The sequence below is a fragment of the Pleomorphomonas carboxyditropha genome (assembly GCF_002770725.1).
GTDB classification, from domain to species: domain Bacteria; phylum Pseudomonadota; class Alphaproteobacteria; order Rhizobiales; family Pleomorphomonadaceae; genus Pleomorphomonas; species Pleomorphomonas carboxyditropha.
In genome coordinates, this window is the sequence record NZ_NQVN01000005.1 from 179,480 (window position 1) to 202,297 (window position 22,818).

The window sequence follows — 22,818 nt, forward strand, 5'->3', positions numbered from 1 at the left end:
CCGGAATAGCGGCGCTTTGGCCTGTTTGATGCCGCACGCGGGCTGCCGACTGGCGTTCAAAGTCGACTGATAGCGACACCAGATGGGGCACGGCTGGTCTGTTCGGCGGCCACTGAATATTCTGGGCAATCGCCGGTGGCCACGCCCTGTTTCTCGACCGCGTCGCGTTCGAGGACGTAACCTCGCGAATCGTCGAGGTAATGGATTCGGCCGGCAAACGTAAACTTGTATCCGGAATACAACAAAAATGTCATCCGGTCTGCCTCGGTCTTGCTCGCGCGGCGTCCGCCACCCTACAACGGCTGGTATCGATGAAGGGCCGTGCGGGGGCATGCCTGGCTGCGGGCAAATCTCTTGCGGCAGATCCGTCTTGCCGGCGGCTGGCAAGGCGCGCAATGCCCCGTTCCCGACGCGCGGCGATCTTTCCTCGCTTTGAAAGACAAGGAGACCTGCATGACGCGCCTCGTTGCCAACGCCACGGCCGCCGTTGCCCATCCCGAAGCGGTGATCGCCGAGGTTTGCGAGCACTTCAGCGACCATGAAGCCCGCATCGACCGGGACGGGAGTGCATATGTGGTGACGTTCCCCTTCGGCACCGGGCGCCTCGCTGCGCAAGGCGGCACGATCGTCATTCAGGCCGAGGCCGACGACATCACCGGTCTCTACTACATGCGCATGGCGATCGCCGGACACGTCAAGGAACTGGCCGGCCCGTCCATGCCGAACATCGTCTGGACCGGCGATGGCCAGGATATCAGGACCCCGCCCAACTTCCGCATGGTGCGGGTGCTCCGGGTGGAGGATCTGACCGGCAGCCTCCGCCGGGTCACCTTCGCCGGCGAGGACATCGCCCGTTTCGCCACCGACGATGCCCTGCATGTCGGCCTGTTGATCCCGCCGCCCGGCAGCCTCCTCCTGCCGCCGACCGTCGGGGCGGACGGGCTGCTGGTCTGGCCCGAGGGCACGGATCGCCCGGCCATCCGGCGATACACCATCCGCAGTTGCGACGCCTCGGCCGGAACGCTCGACGTCGATTTCGTCCTGCATGCCGATGCGGGGCCGGGTTCGGCCTTTGCGGCCAGAGCCAGGGAGGGGGACGTGATCGGCGTCGCCGGCCCGATGGGTGGCTCCATCCGGCCCGACAAGGACTGGTATCTGCTGGCCGGCGACGAGACGGCTCTGCCGGCGATTGCCCGCATCCTCGAGTTCCTGCCGGCGGAGAAGCGCGGCATCGCCCTGATCGAGGTCGACGATGCCCGCTCGGAGATCGAGCTCCGCAACAATACCGCCATCGAGGTGACCTGGGTGCACCGGCGCGGCGGGGATCATGAAACCGCGTCCCCGCTGGCCGAGGCGGTGCGGCGCGCCCGGTTTCCGGACGATCTTTCCGCGGCCTACGCCTGGGTCGGCTGCGAGTTCGCCGACTTCAAGGCAATCCGCTCGTTCCTGCGAAGCGAGGTGCGGCTTCCGAAGGACCAGCATCTCGTCGTCGCCTACTGGCGCAAGGGACAGGCCGACGATCCCACCTCTTCCGCGGCCCATGACGAATAGCCGGGATTTGCCCCGGCTGGACCGTCAGACGGGGCAGCCGTCGGGAAAGCCGGCGATCCCGCCGGTCTGGCGATTGGCCAGCCTGGCTTTCTCGTAAAGCGCCCGCCGGGCCTCGGGCGTGATGATCTGCCCGAGATCGGTGACCGTCGTCATCACGCAGACGAGTTCGTTCTGGGCGTCGAATACCGGGGCGGCCTGGCCGGTGATGCCGGGCAGCAGGTGATTGGTCAACTCGGCCCAGCAGGACGTTCGGACCTCTGCAAGCCGCTCCGGCGAGGGCGCCGCGCCACGAAAGCGCTCCGGTTGCACCTGTCGCGCCGCCTCGACCCGGCTCCGCGGCAGGAAGGCCTGGAACACCAGCCCGCTGGCGGTATTGTCGAGCGGCAGCGCATCGCCGAGCCCGAGCGAACTGATGGAAAAAAAGGCGCTGCGATACCACCGCACGAGGGTTGGCCCGCGGTCGGTCCAGATGGCGACGCCACCGCTGGCGGCGATGTGCTGGGCAAGGTCGCGCATGTGCCGGGCGGCGATCTCCACCGGCTCGATGCGCTTGAGGGCGGCAATCCCTATGCCGAGCGCCGTACTGCCAAGGTCGTAATGGCCGCTGTAGGGATCCTGGCGGGCGAGGCCTTCCTTGACGAGGCTGTGCATGTAGCGATGCGCGGTGGAAGAGCTCGTCCCGGCCAGCCGGGCAAGCGAGCCGAGCGGCAACGCGCCGCCGGCATTGGCGAGGATGCCGAGGAACCGGGCGGCAATGGAAACGGATTGGATCGCCCCGGATCTCTTTTCTGTCTTTTCGGCCTCAACAGGCAAAGCGCTTTACCTCATATCCGGCAGCGATTTTCCCGATCCGAAAACCGAGAACGTAACCTCGGGCAGCGGCCGACAGTTGTCGCGCGAGGTGGATACACCGCGCATTGCACTAGCACCAATTCGGCTTGGGTGCAGTTGGCGATTATAACCATTCCCGGGTGCACGGCCGCCCGAAGCCGGGTTGCCGACGGCCGGCCCATCCGTTTTCCACAACGGTCCCGCTCCACCCATCGAAGGAACCATGTCCGCCGGCGTTCGGCGCAGCGGGCTGGCTTCCTAGGTACTTACTCTTATTGCAATGCGGAATACGTTTTGTACTGTGGAAAAATTATGACAATTTGGGGGCAGATATGAGTCAGAATGCGGCTGAATTGCTAATGAGAGGCATTAGCGTAATCGGCATGGTAGCCGCATCCGCGACGATCGGCGTTGCGCAGGACCTGACGGAGCAAACGGTCGATTCCATCGAGATCGAACCGATTGTCGTCACCGGCGAGAAGGTCGGGCGCAGCCTTCAGAAAACGGCCTCGTCGGTCTCGGTGATCAAGTCTTCCGACCTCAAGGAGATCAACGGCGCCGCGACCGTCAGCGATGCCATCGCCAGCGTTCCCAACGTCATCTACAACAGCACGGTCGGGGCGCCGATCATCCGCGGGCAGGACACGCAAGGCCCCAATTTCGGTTCCACGGCCTTCTTCGGCGGCACCATTCCGCGCGCCACCGTCAACTTCGATGGCCACTACCAGAACTTCTATGAATATGTCTTCGGGTCGACGCCGATCTGGGACGTGGACAGCATCGAGGTGTTCCGCGGACCGCAGACGACATCGCAGGGCGCCAACGCCATCGCCGGGGCGATCATCGTCAATACCAAGGATCCGACGTTCACGCGCGAGGCGGCCTATCAGGCCGAGATCGGCAGCTACAACCGGCGCCGTACCTCATTGATGCTGAACGGGCCGATCATCGAAAACCAGCTCGCCGGCCGGCTCGCCATCGACTACTGGGGGCGCGATACCTTCATCGACTATGTCAACAGCAGCTTCTCGCGGGGCGATATCAACCTGGATTTCCGCTCGTTCAACGCGCGGGCCAAGCTGCTTTGGGAGCCGACCGACCTTCCGGAGCTGAGCGCCAAGCTCACCTATTCCCACACCTACAACAATCGCCCGACCTGGGAAGCGGCGTTTTCGCCCTACGAGGACCTCGAGAGCAATGCGGCGACGATGCCGAGCTGGAATGCCGACACCGATACCGCCGTCCTGGACGTCAACTACGATCTCGGGAACGACCTCAAGCTGTTCAACCAGACGCAGTTCAGCAACACCCACGTCGATCGCGTGGCCGAGCCGGCGTCCAGTGGATCGGCGGTGATCGACCAGCAGAACTATTCCAACGAAACACGCCTGACGTTCGGCAACGAGGATTCGGTGTGGAGCGGCGTCGTCGGCCTTTACCTGGCCACCACCCGTTCCGACGACACGCTCTATATCGCCGGCACCTCGGATTTCGACGATCGCAAGAACAATCTCGGCCTGTTCGCCGAAACCTCCTATCGCCTGACCGACCGCTGGCTGCTGACGGGCGGGTTGCGCTATCAGGTCGACGACATCAACCGGACGGGCACCTCGCCTTATGCCCCCGCACAGGCCCTCGACTATGACGAGACCTTCGACGCCTTCCTTCCCAAGCTGTCGATCGCCTACGACCTGACGCCGGACGTCACCGTCGGCGCCCTCATCAGCCGCGGCTACAATCCGGGCGGCGTCAACCTCAGCTTCGCCGGCAAGGACTACATCACCTTCAAGGAAGAAACCGTCTGGAACTACGAGCTGTTCGCCAGGGCCGCTCTTCTCAACAATCGCCTCAACCTCACCGGCAATCTGTTTTATGCCGACTACACGGATTCCCAGCGGCTGTTGCCCGACTATCTCGGGTCCATCCAGTACGGGTCCGTCGTGGTCAATGCCGATAGCGCACAGGCCTATGGCCTCGAAGTCGGCGCCGACTACCGCGTCTTCGACAATCTCCGTCTGAAGGCGGGGGCGGGCCTGCTGCACACCGAGATCGGTCAGTTCACCGACGCGCTCGGCATCTCCTACAAGGACAACGAGTTCGGCAGCGCTCCCGGCTACATGCTGAGCGTCGGCCTCGACTGGACCATCATTCCCGACCTGAAGCTCGGCCTGGAGGCGCGTTTCACCGACGGGTATTACTCCACCGACGAGAACAAGCCCGCCTACGAGGTCGACAAGTACGTCGTTGCCAATGCCCGGTTGAGCTACGCGCTTCACGAGCACATGGAGATCTACGGCTTCGTCAACAACATCTTCGACGAACGCTCTCCGCTCTATTTCTCCACCGACCGTTCGTCGGGGATCAACACCGTCGCCAACATGCTGGAGCCGCGCACCTTCGGCATCGGCATCAAGGGCACCTTCTAGGGCATCGGACCGAAAAGCGGAATCCGGTTTTCGGAAAATCCGATGCATAAACAAAAATCTGGAGCGGCAGCCCGGATATATCGGGCGCCCGCCGCTCCAGGGCATTTCCGGCGGAAACAGGTTCGCCGGAAATACTCTGTCTCTTTGAATGGGCGTTCGATGCCGCCGCCGCCCGTCAATTCTCCAAAGCCAGGATTCCCCATGCGCTTCGTTGTCCCGCTCATGGCTCTGCTTTTTTCGGCCGGGCCGGCCTTCGCCGGCGATCGGACCGTTACCGACGACGCCGGCCGGCAGGTCGTTGTTCCCGACAGGCCCCAGCGGATCGTAGTCATGCACGAACCGCTTCTCGGCGTGCCGCTGATCGAGCTCGGCGTGCCGGTCGTCGGCAGCTACGGGCGCAACGACGACGGCAGTTTCGTGACGGCGACCGATTTTATCGATGTCGTTCTCGGCGAGGGCCACGCCAAGCCGAAGGGAATCGGGCCGGTCGGCCAGATCGACCTCGAGAAGCTGCGGGCGCTGGCGCCCGATCTGATCGTCGGTTCGGAACTCGATATCGGCAAGGTGCCGCAACTGGAGACGGTGGCGCCGGTCTATCTGCAGAATGCCGGCAAGGGGCGGGCCTATGGGTTCGACGTCGAGGAGAAGCTCGCCGGACTGGTCGGCCGGCAGGAGGCCTTCGAGGCGCTTCGGACGGCCTACAGCCGGCGTCTTGCCGATGTGCGCGCGGCTTTGCCGTCCGATCCTGCCGGCCAGACCTATCTCGCGGTCTTCCTGACCGACCAGATCAACGTGGTCTGGGATATGTCGGGGGCCGTGCAGGCGCTGGAGGATATCGGCTACGTGCGGCTCAAGCTCGATGAGGATGGGTCGGGATCGACCTTGGGGTCGACGCTGATGGTGCCGGTCAGCGCCGAAACCTTCGGCCAGCTCGATCCCGATCTCCTGGTGGTGATGAACAGCTATGCCGGCACGACGCGCGGCGAGACGGAAACGCGCGCCGCCCTCGACAGGATCGTTCCGGGCTGGGACCGTTTCGTGCGGGCGGCCCGCGAGGAGCGGCTGGTGTTCGTCGATTCGGCCAAGGTCACCACGCCGACCGTGGCAAGCGCCAGGCACATGCTGGACGCCCTCGAGGCCTGGTCGAACCGGTAGGGCCGTCGCCGCATGCTTTCAGTTCACGACCTGGTTGTCCACTACGGGAACACGCCCGTCCTCACGGGCTTGACGCAGCGCTTCGCCCGTGGCCGGGTGACGGCGCTGGTCGGCCCCAACGGCTGCGGCAAGTCGACCTTGCTCAGGGCGATCATGGGATTTCTGCCCGCCGCGCGGGGCGAGGTGCGGCTTGAGGGGCAGCCGATGCGCGGCATCGGCCGCCGCGAACTGGCCAGGAGGGTGGCCTATCTCCCTCAGGAGTGTCATTGCCCCGACTACATGACGCTCGGCGAGTTGATCGAACTCTCGGGCTACGCGCGCTACTCCCTGGCCGGCGGCCCGTCGGACCGGGACCGGGCGCTTTTCCGGCAATCGCTCGAAATCGTCGGCTTGGCCGACCGGGCCGGCAGCCAGATGAACACCTTGTCGGGCGGCCAGCGGCAGCGGGCCTGGATTGCCATGATGCTGGCCCAGGACACCGAGATGGTTCTGCTGGACGAGCCGGTCAATCATCTCGACATGAAGTATCAGTACGCCGTCATGGGACTGATCCGGACCCTGTCGCTGCGTCACGGCAAGACGGTGATCGTGGTTCTGCACGACCTCAACCTCGCCACGGCGTTCACCGACGACGTGGTGATGCTGGCCGACGGTCAGGTGCAGGCTGCCGGTCCGGTCGGCGAGATCATCACGGCCGCCAACGTCGAGCGGGTCTTCGGCATCGTCACCGACGTCTTTACCCGGGACGGCCGGCTGATGTGCCTGCCGCGCCTGATCGACAGCCTGCCGGTCACGGCATGACCCTTCGCCTTCTCTATCTCGCCGGGGCCGCGGTCGGTCTGGTCGTCCTCTCCGCCATCAACCTCGGCTATGGCCTCACCACCCTGTCGCCGGCCGACATCGTTCGGACGGTGTTCCAGGCGGACGCATCGAGCTTCGAGCAGGCGATCCTGCTTCATCAGCGCCTGCCTCGCGTTCTGATCGCCGTCTATGTGGGAGCGACGACGGCCGTCGGCGGCGTCGTGCTCCAGGGATTGGTGCGCAATCCCCTGGCGGCTCCCTCCACCCTCGGCATCAATGCCGGAGCGACGGTTTTCGTCATCGCCGGCGCCTTCCTGTTCGACCTCGGCATGTCCGCCCAGGGCGTCGCGGCGCTGGCGGGTGCGTTCGCCGGCTTCGCCGCCTGCTTCCTGGTGGCCCGTCTCGCTGCGCGCGATCGCGATCCGCGCGGCCTTGCGCTGATCCTGTCGGGCGCCTTGGTGTCGATGTTGTGCGTCGGCCTCACCAACGCCCTGCTGCTTTCCGACCCCACCCGCCGCAACGATTATCTCGGCTGGGTCAGCGGCAACATCAACCATGCCTACGCCGATCGCCTTTATGCCTTCTGGTGGATCGGGGCGATCGCCCTGGCCGTGCTGATGTGGCTCGCCCGTCCCCTGACCTTGCTGCTGTTCGGCGCCGAAAAGGCGGCCTCGGCGGGCGTCGACGTCCGGGCGGTCTCCCGCCTCGGGCTGGCGGCGACCATGTTTGCCACCGGATCGTCGGTCGCCATCTGCGGCCCCATCGGCTTCGCCGGTCTCGTGGTGCCGCACATCGTCCGGCCGCTCGTCGGGTCGAATTTCGTCACCCTGCTGCCGGCCGCCGCGCTCGTCGGCGCCGATCTCTGCCTTGCCGCCGACTTCGCGGCCCGCGAGGCCTTCCGTCCCTACGTGCTGCATACGGGATTGTTCACCGACCTGATCGGCGGCCTGTTCTTCGTGGCCATCGTAAAGCGCTTCTATCTGGCGTCGCCCGGGGCCGTTCAGCGATGAGAAAGGCTCGTTCCACCGACGGCCGGCCGATCCTGCGCTTCGCCAGCGGGCTCGCCATTCGGCTCGGCAATCTCCGGGCGGCGGCCGGGCTTGTCGCGCTCGTGGCGGCGATCGCCGTGCTGTCGGCCGGCTTCGGCACGACCCGAGCCGGCATGCTCGACCTTCTCCGCGAGATCATCGGCGCCGACCTGACCGACGCCCAGAGCTACGCGTTGTGGACCGTTCGCCTGCCCCGCATCGCGCTGGGGTTCATGACCGGCTGGGCCGTCGCCCTTTCGGGCGCCATGCTGCAATCGATCGCCCGCAATCCCCTGGCCGATCCCGGCCTGCTCGGCGTCAGCCAGGGCTCCATGACCACCATCATGCTGCTGCTGGTCCTGGTTCCGGCGGCTCCCAAGGCGCTGGTCGCCGGCATGGCGGTGGGCGGCGGCCTGTCCGTGGCGCTGCTGCTGATCTGGCTGGTGGGCGGCGAACGTTCCAGCGGCCTTGCCCTGCTGCTGATGGGCATCGCCGTCGAAACGGTGCTGTCGTCGGTCGGCGCGATGCTGCTGCTCTACACGCCGCCGGAAATATCGCTGTCGCTGGCCGACTGGATGGCCGGCTCGCTGTTCGCGGCCGACTGGCCGACCGTCGCCGCCTTTGCGCCGCTGTTCGCGCTGAGCATGGCCGGCGCCTTCCTGGTCGGAGCGAGGCTGTCGGTCTACGAACTCGGCGGCGAAATGGCCGTCTCGCTCGGCGAATCGGTCAGGTGGTCGCGACCGGCGATCCTGATCCTCGCCGTCGTGCTCAGCGCGTCCGCCGTGACGGCCGTCGGGCCGCTGATCTTCCTTGGCGTCCTTGCGCCGCATATTGCCGGTTTCCTGTCGCCGGCAACGGCGCGGGCACGCCTCTATCTGTCCGGCCTCACGGGCGGCGCGCTGGTGATCGCCGCCGACGCGATTTCCCGCGGTGCCGCCACCGGCATTCCGCTGCCGGTCGGCCTGGCCCTGACATTGATCGGCGTGCCGCTTTTCATCCTGACATTACGGTTGCAGGCCCTGCGCCGGAGAGGCTGACCGGGCCGCGCGAGGCTCGGTCAACGCCTTTTGGGCAGGCCCTCACGCCGCGCGCAGGCTGTCGACGAACTTGCCCACTTCGCTCTGCAGGTCGACGGACTGGCGTTCGAGGTCGGCCGACAGCGACATCAGGTGGGTCGAGGCGCGGCCGGTCTGTTCGGCGGCCTCGCCGACGCCGGCGATGGAGCCGGTCACCGTCTGGGTGCCCTCGGCGGCCCGCTGGGTGTTCTGGGCGATCTCGCCGGTGGCCGCGCCCTGCTCCTCGACCGCGCCGGCGATCGAGGCGGTCACCTCGCGGATCATCGAGATGGTCGAGGTGATGCGGCCGATGGCGGTGACCGTCTCGTTGGTCGCCTCCTGGATCTCGCCGATCTTGGAACCGATCTCGTCGGTGGCCTTGGCGGTCTGGGCGGCGAGCTGCTTCACCTCGCTGGCGACGACCGCGAAGCCCTTGCCGGCGTCGCCGGCCCGCGCCGCCTCGATGGTGGCGTTAAGCGCCAACAGGTTGGTCTGCTCGGCGATCGCCCGGATCAGGTTGACCACGTCGCCGATGCGCACGGCGGCGTCGGTCAGCGCCCGCACCTTGGTCTCGGTGCGCGACGCTTCGGCGGCCGCCTCCTCGGCGATGCCGGCCGACTTGGACACCTGGGTGTTGATCTCGCGGATCGAGGCGGTGAGCTCCTCGGCGCCGGCCGCCACGGTCTGCACGTTGGAGGCGGCGGTCTCGGCGGCGCCGGTCACCGACTGCGCCCGGCCGGACGTGGCGTCGGCGGTCCCGGACAGTTCGCGCGCCGCTTCGGCCACCTCGGCCGACGAGCGGGCGAAGCGGTCGGCCAGCGCGCCCATGGTCGACTGGAAGGCGTCGGCGAGCGTCTGCCGATCCTGAAGCTGCCGCTCGGCGGCCAAGCGGTCCTTCTCGCCCTGCTCGGCCCGGAGACGCTCAGTCTCCGACAGTCCCCTGGCGAACACGTCGAGCGTCCGCGCCATGTCGCCGACCTCGTTGCGATGGCCGGCGTAGGGAATGGTCGCGTCGCGGTCGCCGGCGGCGACCGCCTTCATGGCGGCGGTGATGCGGCCGATCGGCTTGACGATGCCACGCGCCAGGAGCAGGCCGAACACCAGCGTCATCGCCATGATGGCGCCGAAGACGATTATCAACTGGTCGCGGGCGTCGCGGCGGGCACGGATTTCCGAGGTGGAGGCGGCGGTGTCGACGCTGCGGATCGTCGAGACCAGGTTGTCGAGCTGCGGTTCCAGCGCCTTGTAGCCGTTGGACAACTGCTCGTAGATGCTGAGGAACTTCTGCTGCAACGCCACCCACTGGCCGACGTTGTTGGCATATTCCTCGGCCGCCTTGCCGAGCGCCGCCTTGGCGTCGGCGCCGAGCGTGCTGTGGGCGAGTGCGCGGGTGAAGTCCATGGAGGTCTTGCCGAAGGCGGTGAAGGCCTGCGGGTCGCTCTTCAGCATGAACTCCTTCTCGAAGGTGCGCATGGTGGCGAACAGCGCCGCCAGATCGGGCGCCGGGTTGGCGGCCAGAAGATCGGTCACCGCCTGGCTGGATTTGAGGAGCGCGCCGTTGACGCCCTGCTGCGGATAGAGCCCGAGCTGCTTCTTGATATCCAGGATCTCCTTGAAGGAGGCGCCGTATTCCTCGAGGCCGGCCTTGATCTTGGCGACGTTCTCCCCCTTTGACGGGTCGGTCGCCTTGATGCGCGCCTCGAGCTGCTGGAGGTTGGAGCCGGTCATGCGCGTCAGGTCGCCGTGCAGGCCGGAATAGCGCTCGTTGCCGGTGAACAGAAACTCGATCTCGGCGCGGCGGAGCTGCAGCGTGGTGGTCTGCAGCGTGCCGGCGAGATCGGCGTTGATGCGGGCGCTGGCGGCGCGCTGGCGATAGGCGTTGGCGTTGATATCCTGGATCATGTAGAGCCCGCCGACCACGGCGAGGGCCAACAGCGAAAACAGCCCGAAGGCGAGCACCTTCGTGGCGATGCGGAAACGCGACCCCAGCGCGAATCCCTTGAGCCTGAACTTCGGCATGCGGCAAACTCCCCCGGGTTGAACCGGTCCGGCGGCGCCCTGCCCAAGCCTGGCGTGCGCCGTCTCCTCCCGACCGGCCTCCATGCCGAGCAGCATCGCCTTCGCCGATTAATTGCACGTAAAGCTTCCTGCCGAAAATGACGCGAATCGGCGTCGGATGACCGATGACGACGATGCCGGTATTCTCCGCCGGACGGATAGCGGCCTGGTGCTGCCCACCTTATCGGCACGGCGGCGATTGCGCGGCGCGGCGATTTGCGGGAAGCTCCGCCGTCTCCTGCCAGAAGGCCCGCTTTTCCATGCCGCTTTCGCTTCTTCTTTCGGCCTTCGTCGCCGCCTTTCTCTATGTCGTCATCCCCGGTCCGGCCTTCATCGCGCTGCTCGGTATCGGCGCCGGGCAGGGGCGGGGCGCCGGCGCCCGCTTCATCGTCGGCCACCTCGCCGGCGACACGCTGTGGACGAGCCTTGCCCTCGTCGCGCTGGTCGGCGCGCACGTGGTGGGGCCGATGGTGTTCGACCTGCTCGGCTGCGTCTGCGGCGCCTATCTCGCCTTCATCGGCTGGCGCGCCTTCCGCGCCCGGCCGCGCGGCGAGGGGCGGGCGGTGATGGCGGTGGAGCGGCCGTTCCGGCGCGGCCTGATCTTCGGCCTCACCAACCCCAAGGGCTATCCGGTGGCGCTCGCCACCTTCACGGCGCTGGTCGGCGGCGTCGCCGACACGCTGTCCTTCTCCAGCCTGCCGGCGCTGCTCGCCGCGTCCTTCCTCGGCTTCCTCGTCGCCGACGTGGTGATGATCTCCATCATCGGCGCCGGCGCGGTGCGCCGTTTCTACCGGGCGCACGAACTGGCCATCGTCAGGGGCTCGGGCCTGTTGTTCATGGGCTTCGCGGCGCAGGCCTTCTGGCACTCGGCGCCGGGCCTTCTCGGCTACCGCCGCGCCTGACGGCCGCGCTCAGTCGCGCTCCCGTTCCGTGAAGCCGAGCAGCAGCGCGGCCGAGGTGACGACCGGGATCACCATGGCGAAGGCGAGCGGCGGCGAGCCGATCATCGCCACCGCGCCGGACGCGACGAAGCCGCTGCCCATCTGGGCAAAGCCCAGGAGGGCGGCGGCCGCGCCGGCCTTTTCCGGGAAGGCGGCCATGGCGCGGGTGGTGAGGTCGGGCGTCACCAGGGCCAGCGCGAAGGCGAACAGGGCGACCGGCGTCATGACCGTGAGGTAGGACGGCGGCCAGAGGGCGGTCGACGCCGTCATGGCCAAAGCGCCGGCCATGGCGAGCGCGAGACCCGGCAGCACCAGATGCCGGGCCGGAACGTGCTTCAGCAGCGCCTTGGTGACGATGCCGCCGAGGATATAGGCGCCGGTCTGGCCCAGCATGCCGAAGCCGAAGGTCTGCGGGCTGAGGCCGGCGATGTCGATCAACAGGAAAGGCAGCATCGAGCTCAGCGAATAGAAGCCGCCGAGCACCAGGCCGAGCATCAGCGCCGGAAACAGGAAGCGGCCGTCGCTGCCGAGGGCGGCATAGGCGCGGACGAGGCCGGTCGGGCTGGCGCGGGCCGGATCGGGCGCGCGGTTGGTCTCCGGCAGGAAGCGATGGACGGCGACGAGCAGCGCGCCGCCATAGACCACCATCAGCACGAAGATCGCCCGCCAGTCGAAGGCCAGCATGGCGAGGCTGCCGAGCGTCGGCGCCACCGCCGGGCCGATGGCCAGGAAGATGCCGATGGTATTCATCACCCGCGCCGACTGTTCGCCGGTGAAGTTGTCGCGGACGATGGCGCGGGCGACCGAAATGCCGACGGCGGCGCCGGTGCCCTGGACGAGGCGGGCCAGCGTCAGCGCGTGGATGGTGGGCGCCAGCATGGCGCCGATCGATCCGGCGGCATAGAGCGTCAGGAAGGCGAGCGCGGCGGGGCGGCGGCCGTAGGCGTCCGACAGCGGGCCGCAGATCAACTGGGCCAGGGCGAAGCCGGCGAAATAGGCGGCCAGCGTCGCCTTCACCGCCGGATAGGTCGTGGCGAAGTCGCTGACCAGCTCCGGCATGGCCGGCGTGTAAAGCGCCAGCGACACCGGCCCGAGGGCGATGAGCAGGGAGCCGATCGCCGCGACATGGCGTTCGGTCATCGGGGCATGCTGCATGGGACGTCCCGGAAGTGAAGGGCGAAGGCGGCGCTTTTAGCAGAGACGGCGTGGTGCTGTTAAGGGGCTCTCATCAAGTGTCGCTGCCCGTTGCATGGCTGATGATCGCAGCAATAATCAGGTTTTTCTTGCTACCGTCACATTCATTTGTATAGTGCGCGCCAGAATGACGGTCCGGAGGCTCGCTTCGGGCCGTCTGTCTTTTCCCAACCGAGTACGCCCATGCAATTGCGCAACATCGCCATCATCGCGCACGTCGACCATGGCAAGACCACGCTGGTCGACGAGCTTCTGAAGCAGTCCGGCACCTATCGCGAGAACCAGAAGGTGGCCGAGCGCGTGATGGATTCCAACGACCTCGAGAAGGAGCGCGGCATCACCATCCTTGCCAAGGCGACCTCGGTGGTCTGGAAGGACGTGCGGATCAATATCGTCGACACCCCTGGCCATGCCGACTTCGGCGGCGAGGTGGAGCGCATCCTCAACATGGTGGACGGCGCCATCGTGCTGGTCGACGCCGCCGAGGGGCCGATGCCGCAGACCAAGTTCGTGGTCGGCAAGGCGCTGAAGGTTGGCCTGAAGCCGATCGTCGCCATCAACAAGGTCGACCGTCAGGACGCCCGCATCCACGAGGTGGTGGACGAGGTGTTCGACCTGTTCGCCAACCTCGACGCCACCGAGGAGCAGCTCGACTTCCCGATCCTCTACGGCTCGGGCCGCAACGGCTGGTTCTCGACCTCGCCGGAAGGCGGCGAGGGCGACGGCATGGCGCCGCTGTTTGACCTGGTGCTGCGCCACGTCGAGCCGCCGCATGTCGAGCAGGACGTCCCGTTCCGGATGATCGGCACGCTGCTCGAGGCCAACCCGTTCCTCGGGCGTCTGGTGACCGGCCGCATCACCTCGGGTTCGGTGAAGACCAACCAGACCATCAAGGTGCTCGACCAGGACGGCAACGTCGTCGACCAGGGCCGCGTTTCCAAGCTCCTGGCCTTCCGCGGCCTCGAGCGCACGGCGATCGACCTCGGCGAAGCCGGCGACATCGTGGCGATCGCCGGCCTGACCAAGGGCACGGTGGCCGAGACTTTCTGCGCCCTCGAGGTGACCGAGCCGCTGCACGCCCAGCCGATCGATCCGCCGACCGTCACCATGACCTTCCTCGTCAACAACTCGCCGCTGGCCGGCACCGAGGGCGACAAGGTGACGAGCCGCATGATCCGCGATCGCCTTCTGCGCGAGGCGGAGGGCAACGTCGCCCTGAAGATCGAGGAGAGCACCGAGAAGGATTCGTTCTTCGTCTCCGGTCGCGGCGAACTGCAGCTCGCCGTGCTGATCGAGACCATGCGCCGCGAGGGCTTCGAGCTCGCCGTGTCGCGGCCGCGCGTCGTGTTCCGCAAGGACGAGGCCACCGGCGAGACGCTGGAGCCGATCGAAGAGGTGGTGATCGACGTCGACGAGGATTATTCCTCGGTGGTCGTCCAGAAGATGAGCGAGCGCAAGGCCGACATGGTGGAGATGCGCCCGTCCGGCGGCAACCGCCTGCGCCTCGTCTTCTTCGCGCCGACGCGCGGCCTGATCGGCTACCAGTCGGAGCTTCTGACCGACACGCGCGGCACGGCGGTGATGAACCGGCTGTTCCACGACTACCAGCCGCACAAGGGCGAGCTGCCGGGCCGGCGCAACGGCGTGCTGATCTCCAACGACATCGGCGAGGCCGTCGCCTACGCCCTCTGGAACCTCGAGGATCGCGGCCCGATGATGATCGAGCCGGGCTGGAAGGTCTACCAGGGCATGATCGTCGGCGAGCACACGCGCGAGAACGACCTCGAGGTCAACGTCCTGAAGGGCAAGAAGCTGACCAACGTCCGTTCGGCCGGCAAGGACGAGGCGGTGCGCCTGACGCCGCCGATCCGCATGACGCTGGAGCGGGCGCTGGCCTGGATCCAGGAGGACGAGCTGGTCGAGGTGACGCCGAAGTCGATCCGCCTCCGGAAGACCACGCTCGACCCGATCGAGCGCAAGCGCGAGCGGTCGCGCGAGGCGGCCGCCTGAGGCTTTCTCCGGCAGGGCATTTTCGAAAAAGGGCGGCGCTGCGGTGCCGCCCTTTTCGTTATGGCGTGTCGTCTTGTCGGCGAACGACAAGGGCCGCGTCGCTGCCGACGCGGCCCTTCGCTCTTCAAGTCTCGAACTGAAAAGCCTCAGCCCTTGTCGCCTTCCGGGCCGCTGTCGGCCGTGGCCTTGGTGCGGCGGGTGCGCGGACGGGTAGTTGGGGCGATCGGCGTGCCGAGCGTGGTGGCGCGGCGGCGCGGCACGCGCTTGCGCGGCGCCTCCTCCTCGGCTCCCGTTTCGGCCGGAGCGGCGGCCGCCGGCTCGGGCGACGGCTCGCGGGCCGGTTCGGCTGCCGGAACAGGGCGTTCGACGGCGGGAGCGGGACGCTCGGCAGTCGGCGTGGGCCGTTCGGCCACGGCCACCGGAGCGGGCTCGGAAACGCGCGGCTGGCGTTCGAGCAGGAAGGCCGGCAGGCCGGCCTCGGCGGCGGATGGCGCCGGGCGCTCGCGCTCGACGCGGACCACCGGCTGCGGCGCGTCGGGGAAGCTGACGTCGGGCTGCGGCGCGTCGGCCAGCGTCGGCACCGGGGCCGGCTGCGGCTGGCGCTCGCCGCCGCGATTGTCCTGGTTCTGACCCTGCCCCTGACCCTGGCGGTCGCCCCGGTTGTCGCGGCCGAAGCGGTCGAAGCGCTGGCGGCGGTCGCGACGATAGTCGTTGCGGTCCTGCTGCTGGCGGTCGCCACCGGCGTTGTCGCTGTTGCGGTTGCGGTCACCGCCGGCATTGTCGCCGTTGCGGTTGTTGTCGCCATTGCGATTGTAGTCGCGCTGCTGGCCGTTGTTGTCGCGGTTCTGGTAGCCGCCCTCGCGCGAGTCCCGCTGCTCGTTCGGCTGGCGGTTGTTGTCGAACTGGCCGGGCTGGCGGATCTCGATCTGGCGCGGCTCGAAGCGATCGGAGCCGATCGGCTCGAAATCGTCGTCCTCGCTCTCGTCCTCGCGTCCCGCCGCGGCGGCGGCCTGGGCGGCCTGGGCGGCGGCGATGATGCGGTAATAGTGCTCGGCGTGCTGGAGGTAATTCTCCGCCATCACCCGGTCGCCGGCCGACGACGCATCGCGGGCGAGCTGGGTATATTTCTCGGCGATGTGAAGGGCGGTGCCTCTGATCTTGATATCCGGGCCGTTGGAGTCGAACGACCGGGTCAGCGGATTGGGAGCCTTGCGGTTGGGCCGGCCGCGCATCCGTTGCTTGTTCTGCTGGTTCTGCCTCATATGTCCGCTATCTCTTGCCTTCGCGGGTCAAAAAAGCACGAGGCGCGAGGCCGCGGGTCCCGTTGACTGTCGGCTCTCCCGATGAGGAGGCCGGTGAAGTCGCGGCGCCTGGTGCAAACATATCATCCATCAAGAACGACCGTCCGCTCGGGCACAGCCCATGACGGTGTCGCCTCAGCATCCTCTACGTTTGATCGTATCGAGAACGGGTCTGAGCGGGATCCTGGCCCACGCCTTGGCTCTGTCGGCAGCCGGTCGCCGTGAGCGAGCTCCGACTGCTCATCCGCCAGGGCAAGAGGTCATGCCTCCCGAATACGGCTTTTCGACGGTGACGTCAAATACAGCCGATTCTCTATGAAAGGGACCCTAGCTGTTTCGTCACGAGTTTCCAAGCTGAATTTTGCGTTCAAAGTCAATAAAGCGAGGGAATTTCAGTCGATTTGCCCGACAAGGGAGCCGGAGACCACCCGGTCGCGGCCGCCGAGGTCGCGGTGGACTTCGATTTCCGACAATCCGGCGGCCCCGAACAGCGCGCCGACCGCCGCGCCCTGGTCCCAGCCGATCTCGACGGCGAGGACACCGCCGGGCGTCAGATGCTCGCGAATGCCGCCCAGGATGGCCCGGTAGGCGTCGAGCCCGTCGGCGCCGCCGTCGAGGGCGAGCAGCGGGTCGTGCAGGCGCACCTCGCGATCGAGGCCGGCGATGACGCCGCTCGCTATATAGGGCGGGTTGGAGACGACCAGGTCGAAGCGGCCGCCGGCGGCGGCGAAGAAGTCGCCCTGCGCGAAATCGAGCCGGTCGCCGACGCCGTGGCGAGCGGCATTGTCCCTGGCCACTGCGAGGGCGCCGGCAGAAAGGTCGGTGGCAAGGCCGCGCGCCCGCGGCAGCCTGGCGAGCAGCGCCACGGCGACGGCGCCGGTGCCGGTGCCGAGATCGACGAGGCGGAGGCCGTCGCCGTCCGGCGAAACGCCGGGAATCCGTCCGGTACGAACGGTGGCGAGCGCCACTTCCACCAGCGTCTCGGTGTCCGGCCGCGGCTCCAGCGTGTCCGGACCGAGCGCGAAGTCGAGGCCGTAGAAGGAGGCGGTGCCGAGGATGCGGCCGACCGGCTCGCCGGCGGCCCGGCGGTCGATCCAGCCGTCGAGCCGGGCGGCGGCATCGGCGGCGACCGAACGGTCGGCGGCGGCGACAAGGTCGAGCCGGCTGGCGCCGGTGGCCGCCGCGACGAGCAGGCGGGCATCGATCGCCGCCGTGTCGACGCCGGCCGCCGTCAGGCGCCGGCGGGCGTCGGCGAGGAGGGCACCGAGGGTCAAGGCGCCGCTCATGCTTCGGCTTCGGCCAGCAGCCTGGCCTGATGGTCGGTGATCAGCGCGTCGACGATGTCGTCGAGGTCGCCTTCCATCACCTGCGGCAGCTTGTAGAGCGTCAGGTTAATGCGGTGGTCGGTGACGCGCCCTTGCGGGAAATTGTAGGTGCGGATGCGCTCGGAGCGGTCGCCGGAGCCGACCTGGCCGCGCCGGTCGGCGGCGCGGGCGCTGTCGGCCTTGTCGCGCTCGATCTCGTAGAGGCGGGCGCGCAACAGCTTCATCGCCTTGGCGCGGTTCTTGTGCTGCGACCGCTCCTCCTGGCAGGCGACGGCGATGCCGGTGGGAATGTGGGTGATGCGGATGGCGCTGTCGGTGGTGTTGACGTGCTGGCCGCCGGCGCCCGACGAGCGGTAGGTGTCGACGCGCAGGTCGGCCTCGTTGATGGCGATGTCCACCTCCTCGGCCTCCGGCAGCACCGCCACGGTGGCGGCCGAGGTGTGGATGCGGCCCGAACTTTCGGTCGCCGGCACCCGCTGCACCCGGTGGACGCCGGATTCGAACTTCAGCCGGGCATAGACGCCGGCGCCGTCGATCGAGGCGACGATCTCCTTGTAGCCGCCGAGCTCGGCTTCCGACAGGCTCATCACCTCGACGCGCCAGCCGCGCGCCTCGGCGTAGCGCTGGTACATGCGGAACAGGTCGCCGGCGAACAGCGCCGCCTCGTCGCCGCCGGTGCCGGCGCGCACTTCCAGGATGGCGCTCTTATCGTCGGCGCGGTCGCGCGGCAAGAGCGCGATGCGGACGTCCTGCCTCAGCGCCTCGACCTTCTCGGCAAGCTCGGGCCGCTCCGCCTCCGCGAGCGCCCGCATGTCCGGGTCGGTGGCGGGGTCGGCGAGCATCGCCTCGATGTCGGCCAGTTCGCCGCCGGCCTGCCGCAGGGCGCGGATGCGGGCGATGAGCGGCTCCAGCTCGGCGTAGTCGCGCGACAGGCGGACGAAGGTGTCGGCGTCCGGGTTGCCGGCAAGCCGCGCCTCGAGAATGGCGAAACGGTCGAGGAGAGCCTCGAGACGAGCGTCGAAAGGGGTCATGCCGTGGTGGGGGCCTTGGTCGGAAGCCGGATCAGTTGAGCGGGATGTCGCGGGATTCCGCGAAGTCCTGCAAGAGCTTGCGGATCGGCGGGCCGTCGGGACGGTTGAGGGCCGGCGCCAGCAGCGCCTCGAGTTCGCCGAGGTTGACCGAGCGGATCATGTCCTTGACCGGGCCGACCGAGGTGGCGGCCATGGACATCGAGCGGAAGCCGATGGCCATCAGCGCCATGGCGGTGAGCGGCGTGCCGCCCAGCTCGCCGCACAGCGTCGCCGGCTTGCCGTATTCGGCCGACTTGCGGGCGATGGTGCGGAGCGCGCGCAGGAAGGAGGGAGCGAGTGGGTCGAAGCGCTGCGCCACCTTGGCGTTGCCGCGGTCGACGGCCAGCATGAACTGGAACAGGTCGTTGGTGCCGACCGAGACGAAGTCGACCACCGACAGCAGTTCGTCGAGCTCGAACAGCAGCGCCGGCACCTCGATCATGGCGCCGAGCTTCAGCGACGACGGCAGGGCGTGGCCGTGCTTTTCGAGGAAGCGCTGCTCGCCCTTGACCAGTTCCTTGGCTTTCACGAATTCCTCGACCGTCGAGATCATCGGGAACATGACGCGCAGCTCGCGGCCGCCGGCCGCCTTCAGCAAGGCGCGCACCTGCGTCCTCAGGATGACCGTGCGGTCGAGCCCGATGCGGATGGCGCGCCAGCCCATGGCCGGGTTCTCTTCCTGCACCGAGCGGGTGAGGTAGGGCAGCACCTTGTCGCCGCCGATGTCGAGCGTGCGGAAGGTGACCGGCCGGCCGGTGGCGCCGTCGAGGATCTTGGAATAGAGCTCCGCCTGCTGGCCCATCTTGGGGAAGGTGGGGGCGATCATGAACTGCAATTCGGTGCGGAACAGGCCGATGCCGTCGGCGCCCGATTCGTCGAAATGCGGCAGGTCGAACAGCAGGCCGGCGTTGGTGTTGAGGGCGATCCTGACGCCGTCGAGCGTCACCGGCGCCTTGAAGCGCAACTGGCGATAGCGCTCCTGCCGGCGGGCGCGGAAGCGCACCTTGGTGACGTAGGCCTGCTCGACGTCGGCCGGCGGCCTCAGGTGAACGTAGCCGCTCTCGCCGTCGATGATGATGCTGTCGCCGTTGTCGGCCAGCGACACGACGTTGGCGAGCTGGCCGACCGCCGGGATCGACAGGGCGCGGGCGACGATCGCCACGTGGCTGGTGGTGGTGCCTTCCTCGAGGACGAGGCCGCGCAGCTTGGAGCGGTCGTAGTCGAGGAGCTCGGCGGCGCCCATCGAGCGGGCGACGACGACGGCGTTCTCCGGCAGCTCGGTGCTCTTGTCCTTGCCCATCAGCTCGCGCAGCAGGCGATAGGTCAGGTCGTCGAAGTCGTGCAGGCGCTCGAGCAGGTAAGGGTCGGTCTGGCGCTGCATGCGGGCGCGGGTGTCGGACTGCACGCGCTCCACCGCCGCCTCGGCGGACAGGCCGGAGCGGACGATCGCCTCCTCCATGCGCCGCGTCCAGCCGCGGTCGTAGGCGAACATGCGGTAGGCTTCCAGCACGTCGCGATGCTCGCCGTGGTGGGCGACCTCGCCGCTGTCGATCATGTCGTCGATCGAAAGGCGCAGGTTGGCGATGGCGGCGGTCAGCCGCTTCACCTCCTGCTCGGGATCCTCGGCGATGAAGTTGGTGACGACGACGCGCGGCTCGTGCAGCACGACATGGCCGAGGCCGACGCCGTCGGACAGCACCACGCCGGGCACGTGCATCGGACGGTTGAGGTCGAGCACCGTCTGCTGGCTGGCGGCGAGGCCCAGCACCTCGCCGGAGGCGATGATCTCGGCGATGATCATGCCGGTGGTCTGGAGCGCCTCCTCCTCCTCGTCCGAATAGGTCTTGCGGACGCGGTTCTGCACCACCAGGACGCCGAGCGTGCGGCCGGAGCGCAGGATCGGCACGCCGAGGAAGGAGTGGTAGGCCTCCTCGTCGGTGCCGGGAATGTAGGAGAAGGCCGGGTGTTCCTGGGCGTCTGCGAGGTTGAGCACCGCCGCCTCGGCGGCGATCAGGCCGACCAGGCCCTGGCCGACGCGAAGCGAGGCCTTGTGGACGGCCTCCCGGTTGAGGCCCTCGGTGGCGAACAGTTCGAGCACGCCGTCGGCCCTGAGGACGTAGAGCGAGCAGACCTCCGCGACCATGTTGGCCGCGATGGTGACGACGATCTTGTCCAATCGCTCCTGGGCGCTGATCGGCTCCGCCATCACCTCGCGGAGGCGGCGGAGCAGAACGCGCGGTCCGGAAAGGCCTCCCCGCATCGTCGGCTTCCTGCTCTCTCCCGCGGGCCGGAACGGCGCCAGGCCGGCCACGGGCTCATTCACTCCATGATGCCAGCCCTAGCGCTTTTTGCGGCCGGCTTGAAGCCATCAATATGGCAGCGTGCCCTTGCGGGCGGCTGCCGGAAAACGAACAGGCTCCAGCCTGTTGATACGGCCTCGCCGTTCGCCCGGCGAGGCCCCTTTTCTTCGAGCCCTCACAAATCGGCGTGAGCGAACCGGCCCCGGGACCTCTCCGGCGCCGGTGCGCCCCGTCAGGCCTTGTCGAGGCCGTAGGCCGAATGCAGCGTGCGGACGGCGAGCTCGGTATAGGCCTCGTCGATCAGCACGGAGATCTTGATCTCGGAGGTGGTGATCGCCCGGATGTTGATGCCCTTGTCCGACAGCGCCTTGAAGGCCTGGGCAGCGACGCCGGCATGGCTGCGCATGCCGACGCCGATCACCGACACCTTGCACATGCCGGTGGTGCCCTCGAAGGTCTTGTAGCCGATCTCGGCCTTCTTCTCGTTGAGCACGGCGGTGGCGCGCTCGTAGTCGGTGGCCGGCAGCGTGAAGGTGATGTCGGTCTCGGCGCCGTCGGCGGAGATGTTCTGGACGATCATGTCGACGTTGACGTTGGCAGCGGCCAGCGGCCCGAACACCGCGGCGGCGACGCCCGGCTGGTCCGGCACGCGGCGGATGGAGATCTGCGCCTCGTCCTTGGAGTAGGCGATCCCGGTGACGACTTCCTGTTCCACGATCTCGTCCTCATCGCAAATGAGCGTTCCGAACGGGTCGCCGTTCGGCATGGTCTTGGGGTTGATGGGGTCCTCGAAGGACGACCGCACGAAGGTGCGCACCTTGTGGACCATGGCAAGCTCGACGGAGCGCACCTGCAGCACCTTGGAGCCGAGCGAGGCCATCTCCAGCATCTCCTCGAAGGAGACCTTGTCGAGACGGCGGGCCTTGGGCACGACGCGCGGGTCGGTGGTGTAGACGCCGTCGACGTCGGTGTAGATGTCGCAGCGGTCGGCCTTCACCGCCGCCGCCACGGCGACGGCCGAGGTGTCGGAGCCGCCGCGGCCAAGCGTGGAGACGCGGCCGTCGGGGCCGATGCCCTGGAAGCCGGCGATGACGGCGACGCGGCCGGCCTGCATCTGCTCGATGACCCGCGTGCCGTCGATCGACTGGATGCGGGCGGCGCCGTGGGCGCCATCGGTGACGATCGGCAGTTGCCAGCCCTGCCAGGAACGGGCGTCGATGCCCATCGCCTGCAGCGTGATGGCGAGAAGACCGCTCGTCACCTGCTCGCCCGAGGCGACGACGGCGTCGTATTCGCGCGCGTCGTGCAGGGCGGAGGCGCCCCGGCAGAGTGCGACCAACTCGTTGGTCTTGCCGGCCATGGCCGACACGACGACGGCGACCTGATGGCCGGCGTCGGTCTCGCGCTTCACGTGGGCCGCGACATTGCGGATCCTATCGAGATCGGCGACCGAAGTGCCGCCGAATTTCATCACCAATCGAGCCATTTTCCGACGTCGTTTCCTGAGGGGCGGGAACCCCGTTGCGAGCGGTGAAAAGGCGGGCCGCCGAACGGCACCCGCGGAGCCGCGCCCTCAATACAGGAAGGTGCGGCGCCGGGCAATCGTCGGAGGTTTGTTTTCAGCCTCAATAGCCCGAAGCCGCCAATGCGGCTTCGGGCTTGTTCTGGCCTCAGTCGCCGGCGGGCATCCGGCCTTTGGCTTTCGCTCCGCTTTGCGTCTTTCGGGGCTTCGCCACGAAAGACTCGCTTCGCGCGGCGCCGCTTGGCGCCGG

General features: G+C 67.8%; 16 protein-coding genes. 8 read left to right on the forward strand and 8 right to left on the reverse strand.

All coding sequences use genetic code 11. The features are described 5' to 3' along the window. The first annotated feature begins 453 nt into the window (after nucleotides 1-453). Nucleotides 454-1,551, forward strand: a complete 1,098-nt coding sequence (locus CJ014_RS11025; RefSeq protein ID WP_100080530.1) for a siderophore-interacting protein — start codon at nucleotides 454-456, stop codon at nucleotides 1,549-1,551. Nucleotides 1,552-1,575: 24 nt separating this feature from the next. Here CJ014_RS11025 and CJ014_RS11030 read toward each other — a convergent pair whose 3' ends face one another. Continuing rightward, entirely contained in the window at nucleotides 1,576-2,364 is a 789-nt protein-coding gene (locus CJ014_RS11030; RefSeq protein WP_100080531.1) for an IclR family transcriptional regulator, read from the reverse strand. Nucleotides 2,365-2,765: 401 nt separating this feature from the next. On the opposite strand from CJ014_RS11030, the gene CJ014_RS11035 reads away from it, so the two are divergent. The 5 genes from CJ014_RS11035 to CJ014_RS11055 all read left to right on the forward strand — a co-directional run bounded on the left by CJ014_RS11035 (nucleotide 2,766) and on the right by CJ014_RS11055 (nucleotide 8,829). Beyond that, complete coding sequence (locus CJ014_RS11035) at nucleotides 2,766-4,808, forward strand: TonB-dependent receptor (RefSeq protein WP_245427260.1); 2,043 nt, start codon at nucleotides 2,766-2,768, stop codon at nucleotides 4,806-4,808. Nucleotides 4,809-5,009: 201 nt separating this feature from the next. Next, the gene (locus CJ014_RS11040) at nucleotides 5,010-5,963 is read left to right on the forward strand and encodes an ABC transporter substrate-binding protein (RefSeq protein ID WP_100080533.1); all 954 of its coding nucleotides are present in this window, start codon (nucleotides 5,010-5,012) and stop codon (nucleotides 5,961-5,963) included. A gap of 12 nt (nucleotides 5,964-5,975) precedes the next feature. Continuing rightward, entirely contained in the window at nucleotides 5,976-6,764 is a 789-nt protein-coding gene (locus tag CJ014_RS11045; protein ID WP_100080534.1) for an ABC transporter ATP-binding protein, read from the forward strand. Beyond that, entirely contained in the window at nucleotides 6,761-7,774 is a 1,014-nt protein-coding gene (locus tag CJ014_RS11050) for a FecCD family ABC transporter permease (RefSeq protein WP_100080535.1), read from the forward strand. Before CJ014_RS11045 ends, CJ014_RS11050 begins: the two co-directional genes overlap by 4 nt. Further along, the gene (locus CJ014_RS11055; protein ID WP_100080536.1) at nucleotides 7,771-8,829 is read left to right on the forward strand and encodes a FecCD family ABC transporter permease; all 1,059 of its coding nucleotides are present in this window, start codon (nucleotides 7,771-7,773) and stop codon (nucleotides 8,827-8,829) included. The genes CJ014_RS11050 and CJ014_RS11055 overlap by 4 nt, the downstream gene beginning before the upstream one ends. A 42-nt stretch (nucleotides 8,830-8,871) precedes the next feature. On the opposite strand, the gene CJ014_RS11060 is transcribed toward CJ014_RS11055, so the two are convergent. Next, nucleotides 8,872-10,866 (reverse strand): methyl-accepting chemotaxis protein, encoded by a 1,995-nt coding sequence (locus CJ014_RS11060; protein WP_165790819.1) that lies wholly within the window; start codon nucleotides 10,864-10,866, stop codon nucleotides 8,872-8,874. A 299-nt stretch (nucleotides 10,867-11,165) separates the two neighbouring features. On the opposite strand from CJ014_RS11060, the gene CJ014_RS11065 reads away from it, so the two are divergent. Then, nucleotides 11,166-11,807, forward strand: coding sequence for a LysE family translocator (locus CJ014_RS11065; protein WP_100080538.1), 642 nt, complete (start codon nucleotides 11,166-11,168; stop codon nucleotides 11,805-11,807). 9 nt (nucleotides 11,808-11,816) lie between these two features. Here CJ014_RS11065 and CJ014_RS11070 read toward each other — a convergent pair whose 3' ends face one another. Beyond that, nucleotides 11,817-13,001, reverse strand: a complete 1,185-nt coding sequence (locus CJ014_RS11070) for a multidrug effflux MFS transporter (RefSeq protein ID WP_100080539.1) — start codon at nucleotides 12,999-13,001, stop codon at nucleotides 11,817-11,819. Nucleotides 13,002-13,223: 222 nt separating this feature from the next. Between CJ014_RS11070 and typA the strand changes: the two genes are divergently transcribed. Further along, the gene (gene typA / locus CJ014_RS11075) at nucleotides 13,224-15,050 is read left to right on the forward strand and encodes a translational GTPase TypA (protein ID WP_100080540.1); all 1,827 of its coding nucleotides are present in this window, start codon (nucleotides 13,224-13,226) and stop codon (nucleotides 15,048-15,050) included. 146 nt (nucleotides 15,051-15,196) lie between these two features. Here typA and CJ014_RS11080 read toward each other — a convergent pair whose 3' ends face one another. The 5 genes from CJ014_RS11080 to CJ014_RS11100 all read right to left on the reverse strand — a co-directional run bounded on the left by CJ014_RS11080 (nucleotide 15,197) and on the right by CJ014_RS11100 (nucleotide 22,532). Then, on the reverse strand, nucleotides 15,197-16,312 hold the full coding sequence (locus CJ014_RS11080) for a DUF4167 domain-containing protein (protein WP_100080541.1): 1,116 nt from the start codon (nucleotides 16,310-16,312) through the stop codon (nucleotides 15,197-15,199). Between the two features lie 431 nt (nucleotides 16,313-16,743). Continuing rightward, a complete protein-coding gene (prmC, locus tag CJ014_RS11085; RefSeq protein ID WP_100080542.1) occupies nucleotides 16,744-17,637 on the reverse strand; it encodes a peptide chain release factor N(5)-glutamine methyltransferase in 894 nt (297 codons plus the stop codon). Continuing rightward, a complete protein-coding gene (gene prfA / locus CJ014_RS11090) occupies nucleotides 17,634-18,707 on the reverse strand; it encodes a peptide chain release factor 1 (protein ID WP_100080543.1) in 1,074 nt (357 codons plus the stop codon). The genes prmC and prfA overlap by 4 nt, the downstream gene beginning before the upstream one ends. Before the next feature lie 31 nt (nucleotides 18,708-18,738). Continuing rightward, on the reverse strand, nucleotides 18,739-21,006 hold the full coding sequence (ptsP, locus tag CJ014_RS11095) for a phosphoenolpyruvate--protein phosphotransferase (RefSeq protein WP_100080544.1): 2,268 nt from the start codon (nucleotides 21,004-21,006) through the stop codon (nucleotides 18,739-18,741). 272 nt (nucleotides 21,007-21,278) lie between these two features. Next, the gene (locus CJ014_RS11100) at nucleotides 21,279-22,532 is read right to left on the reverse strand and encodes an aspartate kinase (protein WP_100080545.1); all 1,254 of its coding nucleotides are present in this window, start codon (nucleotides 22,530-22,532) and stop codon (nucleotides 21,279-21,281) included. Nucleotides 22,533-22,818 lie beyond the last annotated feature (286 nt).